At 51.1% G+C, this 16,110-nt stretch carries 12 protein-coding genes and 1 riboswitch; of the genes, 4 read left to right on the top strand and 8 right to left on the bottom strand.

The genetic code is table 11. The features are described 5' to 3' along the window. Window positions 1-94: 94 nt before the first annotated feature. Window positions 95-2,212, bottom strand: coding sequence for a serine hydrolase domain-containing protein (locus PRECH8_RS01735; RefSeq protein ID WP_200965358.1), 2,118 nt, complete (start codon window positions 2,210-2,212; stop codon window positions 95-97). Window positions 2,213-2,496: 284 nt separating this feature from the next. Here PRECH8_RS01735 and PRECH8_RS01730 point away from each other — a divergent pair, with 284 nt between their 5' ends. Next, entirely contained in the window at window positions 2,497-3,216 is a 720-nt protein-coding gene (locus PRECH8_RS01730; protein ID WP_200965357.1) for a tyrosine-protein phosphatase, read from the top strand. A gap of 130 nt (window positions 3,217-3,346) precedes the next feature. Next, the gene (locus PRECH8_RS01725; protein WP_200965356.1) at window positions 3,347-4,324 is read left to right on the top strand and encodes a diaminopimelate dehydrogenase; all 978 of its coding nucleotides are present in this window, start codon (window positions 3,347-3,349) and stop codon (window positions 4,322-4,324) included. A 105-nt stretch (window positions 4,325-4,429) separates the two neighbouring features. Here PRECH8_RS01725 and PRECH8_RS01720 read toward each other — a convergent pair whose 3' ends face one another. Further along, on the bottom strand, window positions 4,430-5,974 hold the full coding sequence (locus PRECH8_RS01720) for a DHA2 family efflux MFS transporter permease subunit (protein WP_200965482.1): 1,545 nt from the start codon (window positions 5,972-5,974) through the stop codon (window positions 4,430-4,432). Between the two features lie 349 nt (window positions 5,975-6,323). Between PRECH8_RS01720 and PRECH8_RS01715 the strand changes: the two genes are divergently transcribed. Next, window positions 6,324-6,998: an SGNH/GDSL hydrolase family protein gene (locus PRECH8_RS01715; RefSeq protein WP_242457381.1), complete on the top strand. Its 675-nt coding sequence runs from the start codon at window positions 6,324-6,326 to the stop codon at window positions 6,996-6,998. 271 nt (window positions 6,999-7,269) lie between these two features. Here the strand turns inward: PRECH8_RS01715 and PRECH8_RS01710 are convergent, their stop codons facing one another. Then, complete coding sequence (locus PRECH8_RS01710; protein WP_200965355.1) at window positions 7,270-8,436, bottom strand: KamA family radical SAM protein; 1,167 nt, start codon at window positions 8,434-8,436, stop codon at window positions 7,270-7,272. Window positions 8,437-8,684: 248 nt separating this feature from the next. After that, window positions 8,685-8,825: riboswitch (cyclic di-AMP (ydaO/yuaA leader) on the bottom strand. A 372-nt stretch (window positions 8,826-9,197) separates the two neighbouring features. Between PRECH8_RS01710 and PRECH8_RS01705 the strand changes: the two genes are divergently transcribed. Next, the gene (locus tag PRECH8_RS01705) at window positions 9,198-10,454 is read left to right on the top strand and encodes a mechanosensitive ion channel family protein (RefSeq protein ID WP_200965354.1); all 1,257 of its coding nucleotides are present in this window, start codon (window positions 9,198-9,200) and stop codon (window positions 10,452-10,454) included. 366 nt (window positions 10,455-10,820) lie between these two features. Here PRECH8_RS01705 and PRECH8_RS01700 read toward each other — a convergent pair whose 3' ends face one another. The 5 genes from PRECH8_RS01700 to PRECH8_RS01680 form a co-directional block, all read right to left on the bottom strand. Further along, entirely contained in the window at window positions 10,821-11,606 is a 786-nt protein-coding gene (locus tag PRECH8_RS01700; protein WP_371871164.1) for an ABC transporter ATP-binding protein, read from the bottom strand. An 86-nt stretch (window positions 11,607-11,692) separates the two neighbouring features. Beyond that, complete coding sequence (locus PRECH8_RS01695; protein ID WP_371871163.1) at window positions 11,693-12,484, bottom strand: ABC transporter permease subunit; 792 nt, start codon at window positions 12,482-12,484, stop codon at window positions 11,693-11,695. 97 nt (window positions 12,485-12,581) lie between these two features. Next, window positions 12,582-13,724 (bottom strand): FMNH2-dependent alkanesulfonate monooxygenase, encoded by a 1,143-nt coding sequence (ssuD, locus tag PRECH8_RS01690; protein ID WP_200965351.1) that lies wholly within the window; start codon window positions 13,722-13,724, stop codon window positions 12,582-12,584. Between the two features lie 83 nt (window positions 13,725-13,807). Further along, window positions 13,808-14,800: a sulfonate ABC transporter substrate-binding protein gene (locus tag PRECH8_RS01685; RefSeq protein ID WP_200965350.1), complete on the bottom strand. Its 993-nt coding sequence runs from the start codon at window positions 14,798-14,800 to the stop codon at window positions 13,808-13,810. 457 nt (window positions 14,801-15,257) lie between these two features. Beyond that, complete coding sequence (locus PRECH8_RS01680; protein WP_242457397.1) at window positions 15,258-15,632, bottom strand: DUF1801 domain-containing protein; 375 nt, start codon at window positions 15,630-15,632, stop codon at window positions 15,258-15,260. Window positions 15,633-16,110 lie beyond the last annotated feature (478 nt).

Below are 16,110 nucleotides of genomic sequence, written 5' to 3'. Positions count from 1 at the left end.
GAGCATATGCGTTCTAATGCCATATCCAACATAGAGACCTCACTTGTCAGGCAAGTGAGGTCTCTTATATTAAGACAACAACTTGTTCACGTTCTTAGGCTGCATGGTCCTCGTCGCTTGGGGACTCCTGCTGAGCAGGTGTTTGCTCCTCAACAGGCGGAACTTGTTCCTGCGCTTGCGCCGTCATCTCAGCGACGATCAGGTCCGACGGCACCATGAGGATCTGATAGTACAGAGCAGCCGCTTCTTGACGAGTCAGCACGTGCGTCGAATGGAAATTCACGGCACCGTCTTCTGTGTACGTCACCTCAGGCCCGTGATAACCAAGCGCAGCCATCATCTTCACTGCTGGAACGGCCCATTCATCCGTATATCCAGCGAGTGCAACCGATGCGAAGAGTTCATCAGGATACTGCTGCTTTAACACATTCCACAGCATGACGGCCGCTTCTTGTCGTGCAGCCGGCTGATCCGGATGGAAACGCCCGCCGCCATCCCCGTTGACCATGCCGAGCAGATGGGCAAATTGGATCTCATCAGCGTATTCATGGCCGTCGATATCCGTGAAAGCATATTGGTCAAATTCCGGTACGATGACTCCGAGTAAGGAGACGATATAATGAACAAGTTCAGCTCGGGTAACTTCTTCTTCAGGTGCAAAAGCCGCTCCGCTCTCATTGGGGTACCAGCCCAGGGATTGAAGAGTTAAGATATATTCGCTGTATACATTGTCTGCAGCAAGATCTATGAATCCAACAGGCTTCTCACCTTGGCGGGCATAACCCAGCGGATTGATATACGGTTCTTTCATATAAGCCCGGCCTGATGCTTCATCGATCGTAAATGCAGTGAAAATCTGCAGCTCTTCATCGATGAAGAGACGTTCATCGACTTGGCGAAGCTGACGCGGTCCAAGTAATGCATTGTAGAGCTGAATGGTTCCATCATCGATCACATCGATCTTCGTGACGAGCGGTGCACGGCGAAGATCCGAATAATAGCCGGCCAGCGGTGTCAGCTGCTCCACCGTATACGGTTCGAAAGGCGCCAATTCCGCCGGTACCGTATATTGCGGGAAGAACGTCGACATGAACTGCGCGTTGAAAACGTCACGGAGTACGCCCTGTTGGTTATACGTTAAGAAAACCCCGACCTTCTCCTCTGGAATGAGCATTAACATCGAGCTGGTATCCAGCATATCTCCGAGCTTCACGATGACAGCTTCAGAGCTTCCAGCCATCGGGAATTGTTGGAGCTGCGCCTCGAAGCCATAGGTCGTGTTCGGCAGCAGCGGATGGATCGCCGAGCGGTAGATGCTCATCTCCTCGACGGATTGCTCTGTAAGGATGCGTTGCGAACCCAGCGCACCGCCGTTTAGAAATGCGAGCATAAACTTGCTGATATCATCAGCCGTGGACAGCATGCCGCCTTCAGGCATGACCGTCGGGACGAACGCATAGGTCTCAATGGGCTGCTGGTACAGGTCATATCCGCGAACCAGATGCTCTAAGAACTTGCCCTTAAGCAAATATCCGCTGTTGTCCATCCCTAAGGGTTCGAAGATATGTACTTGCATGTACTCTTCGAAGGGCATCCCGCTGACATTCTGAACGATCAAGCCAAGCAATTGGTAAGCAAAATTATCATAGAGATAAGAGGTTCCCGGTTCTCTTACGACATCAGGCATTCGCTGGGCAGCGAACTCTTCAATGGACACGTACAGATCCAGATCCGCCGTGATATCCGATTGCTGCGGATCGCGTACTTCGAAGCCGCTCTGATGGGTTAAGAGATGCGAAACGGTTACCGGTGTGTCGTAAGGATTGTCAAAATCTAATCCCGGAAGATAGGTGCGAATGTCTTCATGCAGATCGATCTTGCCCTGTTCAGCGAGCTGCATAACTGCAACAGCTGTGAACGTCTTCGATACAGATGCGATCCGGAAGATGGACTGGCTCGGATCGACGGGAGTCTCCTTCTCATGATCGGCGTAACCATAGCCTTCCAGAGCGATGACTTCATCGTCCTTGACGATGGCCACAGCGGCTCCGGAATACATCGTCTGCGTCATCTCGGATGAGAAAAATTCATCCAGGAATGCTTGGACATTGTCCGCAGTCAGCGGCAGGGGTGCTCCTTGCCCGTCATCCGCGAAAGCCGGAACGACAGATGAGAGGAAAAGTGCACTGATCAGCAAAGTCGATAACAACATTCGAACGATGGGTTGGGCCTTGCGGCTGTGTGGTTTGATGGTACATCCCTCCATTTATTAATAAATAAATCACTAACATAACTACGTAACAAGAGCGAAACAGTTTCTTAATCCTCTCAAAATTTTCTATTTTCTTATTAGAAACGGCTTTTTGGGATAACGTTCTGTTGGAATTTAGAATATACTACTATTATATAAACCTTAGAATTTCAGGTTGTTTAGTAGATTTTGGCGCTATAGTAGATTATATCATTGATAGATTGACAGGACTAGGAGGGCTGGAGATGCTGGATATGCATTGTCATATTTTAAGCGGAATAGATGACGGTGCCAGAGATCTGAAGGAATCGGTGAAGATGGCTAAGATCGCCTATAAAGATGGGATTAAACATATCATCGCTACGCCGCATTTTTGCCGTTCGGTGATGTGCGAGCCGGACGTGCAATATCAGAAAATCGAAGAACTGCGGCATGCACTGCGTCGTGAAGGGATCGAGATCACCATCACGCCGGGCAACGAGGTGCGGCTAGAAAGTTCTGAATTCGTCTATGTCCATGAAGCGGCAGGGGATTATCTGTACCTGGATCCAAACAAAAGGTTCATCCTGCTCGAGCAGCGCTGGTCGCATTATAATGAACAATCGGAAGAGATCTGCCGCTGGTTTCTCTCGCGCGGAACGACGCCGATTATGGCCCATCCGGAACGGCATGATTTCTTTCGCGAGCAGCCGGAATTGTTAGTTCGATTAATCGATCTGGGAGTATGGACGCAGGTGACCGTGGACAGCCTATTAGGCAAGAATGGTGCAGAAGCGGAGCAGTTTGCGAAGATGTTGATCCGCAGGGGCCAAGTCCATGTCCTTGCGACGGATGCCCATAGTGTGAAACGTAAACCGAATCTTTCCCATGGCATCCGAATCATGCAGCAACTCGCCGGGGAAGAGCAGGTGCAAGCGCTGCTCACGCGCATGGAGATCATCCGGCAGAGTGCGCTTGGGGAATAATTTGCTTGGGGAGCAATTCGCTTGTTCTTGACTTGGTCTAAGTCTGCCGTTAGGATGATAAGTGTTAATTGATGTTAATGATCGGAATCCAAGCAATCTTAAATCTGTTTCACTCTCAGGAGGCGTAACCATGAATGCACAGATTAAAGTTGGAATCGTAGGATATGGGAATCTCGGACGGGGAGTGGAGGCGGCGATCGCACAGAATCCGGACATGCATCTGGAAGCCGTGTTCACACGCCGTGATCCTGCTTCCATCGATTCGAAGGCGCGAGTAGAACGATATGCAGATCTAGAAAAATATCGCGGCCAGATCGATGTCCTAATCCTCTGCGGCGGTTCGGCAACGGATCTGCCGGAACAGGGACCGCAGCTGGCAGCGATGTTCAACACCGTGGACAGCTATGATACGCACGCCCGTATTCCCGAGTATTATGCGAAGATGGACCAGGCCGCGCGGACAAACGGCAAGGTCAGTCTCATCTCTACCGGTTGGGATCCGGGGCTGTTCTCCTTGAATCGCGTGTTGTTTGAAGCGATTTTGCCGAATGGTGATACATATACATTCTGGGGCAAAGGGGTCAGCCAAGGCCATTCGGACGCTGTTAGGAGAGTGCCGGGGGTTAAGTACGGCGTTCAATACACGATTCCTAATGAACAAGCGGTCGATCGCATTCGCAGCGGCGAACGCCCGCAGCTGACGACGAGGGAACGGCATATCAGAGAGTGCTATATTGTGCCTGAACCAGGCGCTGATCAGGAGGCGATTCGCGAGGCGATCGTGACGATGCCGCATTACTTTGCGGATTATGATACGAAGGTGCATTTTATCAGCGAAGAAGAGATGAAGCGCGATCATGGAGCGATGCCGCATGGTGGGATCGTGATCCGCGCCGGCAACACGGGCCATGATACCGCGCAGGTGGCGGAATTCAAGATCAAGCTGGACAGCAATCCGGAGTTCACCTCCAGCGTGCTGGTCGCTTATGCGCGTGCAGTATACAGATTGGCTAAGGAAGGCCAGGTCGGCGCGAAGACCGTATTCGATATCCCGATCGGATACCTGTCGCCGAAGTCTCCGGAGGATTTGCGCAAGGAGCTGTTGTAGGGGTAGAAGGAAAAGGGAGGATCTGCTCGCAGATGCTGTGATGTTGAGCGGATCCTCCCTTTGCTGGTTGGAGTTGGCGGAGCCGGGCGCCTGAGACGATTCCCGTTAAGATCTCGCCAGACTTTCTACCGGACTGCCCTCCTCTTCCAGCTTCTTCACGGCCTCTGCGCTGACGTCGACTCGTCTTACGAACAAAGAGAGGATCAATGCTGCGAGCGTGACGAACGCAGCGATCAGGAAGGAGTATTGGATTCCCCGCAGCAAGGCTTGCTGTGCTATAGCAGCGATGGTACTCTCGGTCAATGTCAGCGGATCAACACCGGCCATGAGCTGCTCTGCGCTGGATGCCGTGCGGCTGTTCATGATCGAGACGAAGATCGCCGTACCGAGAGAGCCGGCCACTTGCTGCACGGTGTTGTTGATCGCTGTGCCGTGCGGATTCAAGCGGGTGGGCAGCTGGTTCAAACCGTTGGTCATAATCGGCATCATCACCATCGACATGCCGAACATGCGGATTGCGTAGATCATCATGATATAAGTATAAGAAGATTCCAGGTTCAACTGTGACAGCATGTAAGTGGACACCGTTGTGATGGATAGTCCGGTCAGAGCTAGTATACGCGGACCGAAGCGATCGAACAGGCGGCCGGTAATCGGCGACATGATTCCCATGACGATCGCTCCCGGGAGCATCAAGATACCTGATTCTAAGGGCGAAATATGCCTTACATTCTGGACATAGGCCGGTGTCAGGATCATCCCGGAGAACATCGCCGCTGAGATGACCATGGAAATTACCGAAGCTAGAGCGAACATCGGATAGCGATAGGTTCGAAGATCAAGCAGCGGATCAGGGACCCTGAGCTGCCTGATCACGAACATGATGAGCGATATGGAGCCGATGACAATCGCAGCGATGACGATGGGATCATTCCAACCAACCGAGCTGGCGCTGCTGAAGCCGTACAGCAATCCGCCGAAGGCAAGCACGGACAGAATCACGGAGACATAATCGAGATGGGCGTCCCTGGTCGGCATCACGTTCTTCAATTTCCAAACGGCTAGTATCAGAGATAGAATGGCAAAAGGCAGGATCATCTCGAACAACAGGCGCCAATTGTAATATTGTACGATGTATCCGGAGAGCGTAGGTCCAATCGCCGGAGCGAGAACCATCACCAAGCCGAAGACGCCCATCGCTGTACCGCGTTTCTCCCGCGGGAAGCTGATCAACATGATATTCATCAAGAGCGGCGCCATCACGGAGGATCCGGCAGCCTGGATCATGCGTCCGGCGAGCAGAAAATCGAAGTTCGGCGCTAATGCAGCGAGCGCTGTGCCGATCGTGAACAGGGACATCGCTGTAATGTAAAGCGAACGATTCTTAAACCTAGTTATAAGAAAAGCCGAGGCAGGGATCAGGATGCCGCTGATCAACATATAGCCTGTAACCAGCCATTGAACGACGGAATAATCGTCGATCTTGAGATCGACCATAATCGATGGCAGGGCAACGTTCAGCAAGGAATTGTTCAGGAACGATACGAAGGCTCCGAAGAACAAGATGGAGATCATCAGATAAGGAGGTTTAGCCTTGGGAGCATCCTTCTGCGTGCTGTGACGATGAGTACTCTGAGCAGTGTCATGCATGGCTGTTTCAGAGTCTTGTCTGGGTGTTTTATTCATGGTTTCCTACTCCTATCTATCCATCGATGATGATTACTTTGCTTATCTCAGAATGATTTTATACTTCCTGGGAAGTGATCGCAACCGTACTGCCTGCTGTACGCTCTTTCCTTCTGCTATTTCAAGATTCACCCCTCACCCTTACTATATAAGGTATTCCGCAGCAGCCAGTCCCAATCCCAAGCGCCACAATCCCTAGCGAGATATCCATCCCTAAAGGAGATGTCATCATCTTATTGCATCGTACTTCTGATACCATTTAAGATAGAGTGTATAGGTACATATTGAAAAACAGCATATCGACATATCGACGATGAGGTGGTTGGACATGAAGAAGCATCAGATGAAGATTTTGTTTCAAGGAGATTCGATCACAGACGGCGGACGCGGACGCAATGAAGATCCGAATCATATCCTCGGTCACAGCTATGCTGCCCTGATCGCTGCGAAGCTTGGGCATGAATACGCGGAATATCAGCCTGTATTTATCAATAGAGGCATCAGCGGCGACCGCGTCTCTGATCTGTATGCCCGCTGGAATGAGGATGCGATTAGTCTGCAGCCGGATCTCATCAGCATCTTGATCGGCGTGAATGATGCGTGGCGGATCATGGATGGGCTGCCGCATGGAGCGACGGATCGCTTCGAGCGCGCTTATCGCCACCTGCTGGCTGAGACGAGAGAAGTACTGCCGAATACCGCACTTGTCCTTTGCGAACCGTTCATCCTGAACGTCGGCGCCCCGGCAGCGAACTGGCCGGAGTGGAAAGCGAAGCTCGATTACTACAGCGAAGTGGTACGCGGGTTAAGCAAGGAGTTCAACACCGTATTCGTACCGCTGCAATCCGTGTTCGATGAAGCGGCCCAGCGGGTGGAGCCAAGCTATTGGTTATGGGATGGGGTGCATCCAACCTATGCTGGACATCATCTAATCGCGGAGCAGTGGTTGAAAGTTGTTCGAGAGAGCGAGCTGGACTTGTTTTTTTAAGTAGATCATGAATCGATTGAAGATAGAGAAAAAGAAGCCGTCCCAGCGGGACGGCTTTTGCTATAGTCATGGATTTGCAGGTAATGATGCCTAGGATTGATCAGTTGAATCATGATGAAGGAATCATGTCATCAGGTAATGATGCTGTTGATCAAACTGCCAACAGATCAGCCAGCCAGTCAGATGATCCGTTGATGAAGTAACGATTCTATTCAATAAAGCCTAGGAGATGTTGGCAAAACCTGTGATATGTCGGTGTGATTGCGTATGATTACTTACCGGAAGCGATCGGAATATCCGGCAATTCGTCTGCGGATACGACCTCGTCGGTCTTCTTCTCAGGACGCTTCCACATGTTCTCGCTGCCGGGCAGATCGTCGAACCAGGTCGCGTCATCCGGGCAGTCGAGCACCATGAACTTCCCGTACTCGTCATCGCGGGACTGGTGATACTTCAGATAGGCCTTGCCGTTCTCGATCGCAAGGATCTCGATCTTACCGGATGTATGGCTCATCGCTAAGCGAACCCGCTTGCCGAGACCGGATGTTCTAGCCTTCGCTTCCTCTACGATGCGATAGACGTCCTTAAGCGGCAGTACGAAGTCAGAGTTACCAGCTACAGGGCGATTGATGAAGAAATAGTACGGCGTCACGCCTGCCCAAGAAAGTTTGTCGAGCAGCTCACCTAAGACGACGGGATCATCGTTGATGCCCCGAAGAACCGGCGACTGGTTCACGACGATAGCGCCTGCTTGATAAAGGGCCTCAAATGCGCGCAGTGCTTGCGGTGTAAGCTCGCGCGGATGGTTGACGTGAGCCATCACGTAGATCCGCTTCTCCGGCGTCGAGTATTCGCGGATGAGGTCTAAGAGCTCTTCATCCTCGTAGATCCGCATCGGATTGAAGACAGGCATCTTCGAGCCGAGGCGAATGATCTTCACATGATCGATCTCGCGCAGCGCTTCGATGATCATGCGCAGCTTCTTCGTAGCCAGGATCAAGCTGTCGCCGCCTGTCAGCAGGACGTTATTGATCTCTGGATGCTGCTTGATGTATTCGATACCTGGGGTCACATCGGCCATCGCTTCTTTGACGTCTTTGCGGAACAGACGCTTACGGAAGCAATATCGGCAGTACGATCCGCAGACCTCCGATACGATCAGCAATGCTGTCGTGCGGTATTTGTGCTGACAGCCTGGAACGACATAGTTGGTCACTTCATCGGAGGCATCCCATCTGCCGTACTCCTTGAGCTCACCTTCGTTCGGAATGACGAGCTTGCGAATTGGATCGTTCGGATCATCCCAATTGATCAATCCGAGATAGTAATCGTTCGCGCGGAAAACATATTTTTCCGTAATGGGACGCAGTTTGTCTCTCTCCTCTTGGGAGAGACCTTCAACTTTGTCGATGCTCGTGATGTACTTCGGTTGAGCCATTTCATACTACCTCCTTATAGATGTTAGTGAAGTAGTAGACGGCCATATGAAACTTTCGCTGATGCTTGGTTCCTTCTTGTCCTGGATTCCTCCTGTCCAAAATTGATTCTCATGTTATACGACCGCAAGCTCAAGTGATTTGGTTTCGTGCGGAAGATCATAATGAGTTAAGATGAGAGGGTTACAGCGGACATAAAAAGACCCTTATCGAAACGAAAAGGGTCATCGTGAATTGCGAAAGTTTACTGTTGACCCATCTACTAGCAAACGAGGTTAGCTGACGGGCTTGGGAAGATGGTCCCCCATCGGCGGTTAAGCCGATTAGCCCCAAAAAGTTGGTTCCCCCGCTTTCCAGCAACTGACTGCCGGAAATTAAGCTATGACCATTATAGCCATATCTTGCGCAGATAGTCAAATGTTGAGGGTAAGTTTTTGTCCCTCTTGTTGATACCATCGTAGGATCAGCACTTACTAGCAGCGTTCACGAGATCGCCCCTTAGGCGCTGGTTGAGCAATTCTTAAGCATTTCTTGAGCCTTTCTTGACAGCACCTTTTCAACGCCTTCTATTGATAGATCTTATATGAAAGTTCTCAATGAAAGTCTCATTGAAAGTCTTAATTGAACGCAACACACTGCTTACTCACAGGAATCGCTTTACGGTCACCGCCGGGTTTTAATGCGTCGATTTTTGCGGTAGGATTAAGATATGTGTTTTTATAAGAGAATAGGGAAGGGAAAAACATGTTGCAGGTGATGCATGATGGAATGGATCAGGGATTGGCTTCTGCAATTTAATATGGATCCGGATACAGTGACGACCCTCACGTACATCGTGATGTCCGTCCTGATCATCCTGCTCTGTGTAGTGGCTAATCTCATCACGAAGAAGATCGTACTGAAGATTCTGGCCCATGTGATCAAGAGGAACAGGTTTACCTGGGATGATAAGCTACTGGAACGCAAAGTTTTTCAAAGGCTGTCCCATCTCGTGCCGGCGATGATCATCTTCCATTTCGCACCTCTGTATCTAGGGTATCAGCCGCTGATTGAGAAGGCTGCTTTTGTTTATATGATCATAGTGATCATGCTGGTGGTGAACTCATTCTTAAGTGCTTTGCACGATATCTATCTTACATATGAGATTTCCAAAGTCCGGCCGATCAAGGGTTTTGTCCAAGTGGTGAAGATCATCTTATTCTTCATCGGTTCGATCGTTCTCATCGCTACGTTGCTTGACAAGAATCCGCTGCTTCTGTTAAGCGGTCTGGGCGCATTGTCTGCGGTGCTGATGCTGATCTTCCAAAACTCGATCCTGGGATTCGTGGCCGGCGTGCAGCTGACTGCCAATAACATGGTACGCGTCGGCGATTGGATCGAGATGCCCAAGCACAACGCTGACGGCGACGTCGTCGAGATCACTCTGACAACGGTGAAGGTGCAGAACTGGGATAAGACGATCACGATGATCCCCGCGGCAGCATTTATCACGGATTCGTTTAAGAACTGGCGGGGTATGCACGAGACAGGAGGACGGCGGATTAAGCGTTCGATCTACATCGATGTGGCGAGTATCCGCTTCTGTACCGATGAGATGATCGAGCGGTTTAAGAAGATCCATTATCTTAAGGATTACGTGGAAAGCAAGGAGCGGGAGATCGAGGAGTATAACAGAGAGAATAACATCGATCCTTCCAGTGTAGTGAATGGAAGAAGGATGACGAATATCGGGACCTATCGGGTCTATATCCAGAACTACCTGCAGAATCATCCGAAGATTCATAAGGGCTTGACCTGTATGGTGAGACAATTGGCCCCGGGTGAATACGGTTTGCCTCTAGAGATCTACTGCTTCACCAGTGATACGCGCTGGCCGGTGTATGAAGCGATTCAAGCGGATATCTTCGACCATATCTTCGCCGTAGCTCCGGAATTCGGTTTGCGCATCTTCCAGAACCCAACCGGGCATGATATGCGCCATATGCTGTTGGAAGAAGGAGCGGTTCGGGAGCGGGGTTGACTGGCTCGCAGAAGGCGCTGACAGGCGTGTGCGAGGTGTGAAGGGGCGTGCGGAGGCGGGATGGTGCGTGAGACGACACAAACTGTTGATTCAGCGCGTACGGAGGCGAGAACGGTGCCTGAGACGATAGAATGTGTCGATTCAGCATGAATTGAAGTGAGATCGAGCGTGAGACAACAGAAACTGTTGTTTCAGCGCGTGCAGAAGCGGGATGATGTGTGAGACAACAGAAACTGTTGTTTCAGCGTGTGAAGATACATGAATAATTAGTGAAACGACAATATCGATCGTCGTATCACAAATAAGAACGCCTCTAATCCTATCAAGGGTTAGAGGCGTTTCTTATCACCGGTGATTGTGCTGCTTTTATATTTGATATTGCAAGCTGCGGGCGGATGTGCTCTTCCCCCTTGTTGATGGATTCAGTATGCGATCCAATATTCGATTCTCAAAATAGGAAAATCCCGAGTCTCTCTCACGAGGTCTGGTTAGAGTCACAGCTAGATCGAGGGCGACGGTGCCTTGCTCGATCAAGATCACGCGGTCAGCTAGAGCGACGGCTTCGCTGACATCATGGGTAACGAGCAGGGCCGTGAAGCCTCGTTGCAGCCACAACTCTTCGAGCAGGCGCTGCATTTCGATGCGGGTGAAGGCATCGAGAGCACCCAGCGGCTCATCCAGAAGCAGCAACCGCGGATCACTGACCAGGGCGCGGGCCAGTGCGGCACGCTGTTTCTGACCGCCGGACAGGACAGCAGGCCAGTCGATAGCCCGCTCTTCGAGTCCGACTTGATAGAGCGCCTCCCGCGCTTTGGCTTCGGCTTCATTTTTGTTCATGCTTTGGACGCCAAGCTTGACATTATCCAGTACGGTCAACCACGGCAATAATCGCGAGTCTTGAAACATAACCCGGGTCGAAGGCCCGATGCCGTTTACAGGTTCTCCATCCCGCAGGAGGGTTCCGCTGCTGATCTCATCCAGCCCTGCGATCAAACGAAGGAGGGTGCTTTTGCCGCAGCCGCTGCGGCCGACGACGGCTGCGAATTCTCCCTTGTGAATCGTCAAATTGAGTTGATCCAGAACTGCAGGGCCTTGGGCAAAACGTTTGGTGACATGCTGCAGATGAATGGATATTCCAGCATCTTTGCCAATAGATAAGTGGTCCTCGTTCAATGAGAAGCCCTTTGCAGCTAAGCGGTTATTGAGGTGATTAGTTGACATGGAGCTTTCAGCTGCTGTCATGGAGTCGGGTTTGCGGTTGTTTTTCCAAAATGGGGATGCCACTTCAGCCAGCTCCTTTCCAACCATTTTGTTAGGAGATCGGATAATTTGCCCAAAAAAGCATAGAGAACGATGCACAATACGACCACATCCAATTGGAAAAATTCGCGGGCATTCATCGCCATATAACCGATGCCGTCCTTGGCTGAGATCGTCTCTGCAACGATCAATGTCAACCACATGATCCCGAGGGCGTAGCGCAAACCGACGAGGATCGAGGGCATTGCTCCAGGCAATATGATCAAGCGGTATAGATTCCCTCGGCTGAGTCCATATACACGGCCCATCTCGATCAATCCGGGGTCCACACTGCGGATTCCATGGAGGGTGTTTAGGTATATGGGAAAAGCGACACCGAGGGCGACGAGGAAGACCTTGCCTTCCTCGCCGATGCCAAACCAGACGATGACAAGCGGAATAAGTGCCAGATGCGGGATGTTGCGAATCATCTGAATGGAGGAATCCGTTAATCGTTCCGCCAATTGTGCTGTACCGTTCAAGATGCCGAAAAAGAATCCGATCCCGCCTCCGATGATCAATCCGGCAGCAGCTCTTCGCGTGCTGACCCAAAGGGATTGAAGGAGTTCTCCGCTCCATGTCAAGCGAATGCCGGCCTCCACAACCTGGAGAGGAGTGGGCATGGTTCGTGTAGAGATCCACCCTAGACTTCCAAACAACTGCCAGGCTGCGATGGTGATGACTGGTACGATCCATGGCAAGAGATGCTGAAGATCGATGGATTGCTTCAAACGATGATGCCTTGACAATCGGTACTTCGCTCCAGCAGGATGATGGTTTTGCTGTTTGCTCATGTATGCCCGCCTCCTAATTGATTTGATGCTGTTGTCAATGCAAAGAAGCCTTTGGTGCCGGACGCAGCTGGTTTGCGATCAATTCGCCGAAGGGGCTGATTGAGCTTGGTTCTTGTTTGACCCTGCGGGCGAGCGGCAGGTGGGGAAACAGCAAGTCTGCAACGCGATAAGCTTCTTCGAGATGAGGATAGCCCGATAGGATGAACGTATCGATCCCCAGCTCTTGGTACTCGTGCATACGGGCGGCGATGGTCAGCGGACTTCCGACCAGTGCCGTGCCTGCACCGCCGCGCACCAGGCCGATGCCCGCCCAGAGGTTCGGGCTGATCTCAAGCTTGCTCCGATCTCCTTTGTGAAGCTCAACCATCCTTTTCTGCCCTATGGAGTCGAAGCGGGAGAAGATGTGCTGTGCATGTGCGATGGTTTCATCATCGACATGCTTGATCAGATTTTCTGCTGCTTCCCAGGCTTCTTCGTCCGTCTCTCTGACTATCACATGCAGGCGGATGCCGAACCTCACCCGTCGGCCCTGTTGTTCCGCGCGGCTTTGCACCTCGCGGATCTTCGCAGCAACATCGGCAGGCGGTTCGCCCCAAGTTAAATAGACATCGGTATGTTTGGCGGCAATGTCCATCGCTGCCGGCGAAGAACCGCCAAACCACAGGGGCGGATGCGGCTGCTGGATCGGCGGGTATAGTACACGTCCTCCTTGGATCTTGATATGCTTGCCGTTGAAATCAACGGTTTCCCCCTTCAGCTCCTGCCGCCATACATGAAGGAATTCATCGGTTAATTCATAGCGCGTGTCGTGATCCAGGAATAAGCCGTCCCCTGCAAGTTCCACAGGATCTCCTCCGGCTACGACATTAATGAGCAGCCGCCCTTCTGAGATGCGGTCGAAAGTGGCTGCCATTCTCGCGGCGACCGTCGGCGACATCAAGCCGGGCCGAAGGGCGACGAGGAATTTTAGGTGTTTGGTGGATGGGATGAGCGACGCAGCTGCGATCCATGGATCCTCGCAGGAACTTCCCGTCGGGATTAAGACCCCCTCAAAGCCAAGCCGATCGGCAGCAGCAGCGATCTGCCTCATGTATGTTCCATCGACGGCACGGGCGCCGTTAGAAGTTCCCAAGTAGCGTCCGTCTCCATGGGTGGGGATGAACCAAAAGATATGCATAACCATCTCTCCTTCTCTCTTTGTATTGTTTGTATGGAGGATCCTCCGTTTAAGAGCTTCTTCTTCGACTATGGGAAGTTTTGTTAATCGTCATCATCCTGCAAGACGGCATCGGCGATCCGAATGTCCGATGGGATCAAGCCTAGTGCCCGGAATGTATCGGCGACTCGCTGTTGTTCCTCGAGCACTTCTTGGCTGATCTGCTGCACGCCGTATGCTCTGCGTCCTGCGGCTCGTTCCAGGGACGGGACATCGATGCCGAGTTGGGGTGACAGTTTCTCTGCTAATTCCCTTCGATGCTCTCGTGCCCAGTCATCGATCTTGTCGGCTTCTTCGAGGATGATCTGGATGATCTCGGGATGCTTCACAGCAAAGGTGCGTTCCCCGATATAGAACTCATGATTTTGCACCAGTCCGGTGCCGTCTGCGAGGAGTCTCGTGTCTGCGGCCGTTTCTGCGGCAGCGAAGAACGGATCCCAGATGACCCACGCATCGATGCTGCCGCTCTCGAAGGCAGCCCTGGCGTCTGCCGGCGGCAGATAGATCGTTTCGATCTCGTCGTATGAAATCCCGGCCTGTTCCAGCAGCCTCACTAACAGATAATGCACATTAGAACCTTTGTTCAGTGCGATTTTTTTGCCCTTGAGATCTTGGATTGAAGCGATATCGGAATCCTTAGGTACGATGATGCCTTCACTCGCGGGGCTTGGCGGTTCGTGGGCCAGGTAGACGAGCGGTGCACCGGCGGCTTGGGCGAAGATCGGCGGCGCTTCTCCAGTATGTCCGAAGTCGATGCTTCCTGTGTTCAATGCTTCCAACAACTGCGGTCCGCCGGGGAATTCCGTCCATTCGATCTTGATGCCATGTTCAAGCAGTCTGCGATCCAGCGAGCCGTCTGCCTTCAGGATGTTCATAGTGCCAAACTTCTGATATCCGATGCGGATGGTAAGCGACCCTGGTTCATCATCGGACTTGATCCTTGTCGTGCGGGATTGCCCGCTGGTGCTTCCGCAGGCGGTAAGCAACAGGGTAACAGCCAAAGCGATGATCGTTAGATGACGGGATTTTCTTGCCATTGATGTGCCCTCCCTTGTGAGTCAGTTAAGTGGTTGTTGAATGATCCATGTATATAAAAAGGCCCCCTTTCCCAACGCTCCCGGGCGCATGTTGGGAAAAGAGGCCTCCGGTGAACCGGTCGAACCGTTCATACATCATCTACATCATCGTTATTATTCCGATTAAACACATAGGAATTATCATCTCCAGTATAACTGCTAGATTTTTGGTGTGTCAAGAGTTTTTTATTTTGATGTTATGTCATTATGATGTTGGTAAAGGCAGGAACGGTGGGTGAGACGACAGAATGTGTCGATTCAGCGCGCGCAGAAGCGGGTACAGTGCATGAGACGACATAAACTATCGACTCAGCACGTGAAAGTACATATTCTTAGATGAGTTCACAGAATCTGTCGTCTCATCTTGTCGTCTCGGCGATGGTGTGCACGAATATGACCTTAAGGCGCGGGCGGTCCGTCAGCCATTAGGATACAGTTCTTGTAAGTAGGCGACCGACCGTTGAATGAGTTGTTTTAACACTTCTAGATCGATATCATCCAGTTTATTGATGTAGACACATGCTTTGCCTGTGGTATGCTTGCCCAATTTACTAAGCAACTGCTCTCGATCGTCTTCGCTCAGCATGAGATATAGACTGATCTTGGCCTTGCGCGGCGAGAAACCGACATAAGGCGCATCCCCTTCGTGACCGGTCGGGTACACGTAGTGATAAGAGCCGAAGCCGATGATGCTCGTCCCCCACATCTTCGCCGGGGATCCCGTCGTTTCTTCAAAGATTTCTAAGAGCTTATAGGCATCTTCCCGTTTCCTTGGATGCTCGATGTTTTCGATAAATTCATAGACGCTGTTTTCGTTTTCTTTGGTCTTCTATTCGTACATGATGATCCCTCCTTAATGTACATAGTGTTTGTGAATCCGGTGATGACTAATCATGATTTGTTCACGAAAAATACATAATAATTTCTCAAAAATCACCGATATAAAAATAGTACTTATTTACTTGATGAATGGGGGCTTAGAAGACAGCGCAGGAGATTTGTTATAGGAAATTCATCGCAAGCAGCAACAGCAACCATAACCGGACAGACAGATGCACATCTTAGAGTTACAGCAGTGCTTGTCCTGGGCATCAGAGCTGCAAAGGCCTGGTGTCATATGTTAAGGAGCCTCTGTAAAGAGGTTTTTTTTGTTTTTTTTTTTCTGCATATCTAATACTTCTAAGAGGACATAGTTGAGTCCATATAATTGTGTAAAATGGATTCTCCGAAAATAAGAGAGCCATTTCCAAAATCCTCGGTTAGAATGGAGT

The sequence above is a fragment of the Insulibacter thermoxylanivorax genome, from assembly GCF_015472005.1.
Lineage (GTDB): Bacteria > Bacillota > Bacilli > Paenibacillales > DA-C8 > Insulibacter > Insulibacter thermoxylanivorax.
The sequence above is the reverse complement of the archived record's forward strand: the minus strand, read 5'-3'. Positions and strand labels throughout refer to the sequence as shown.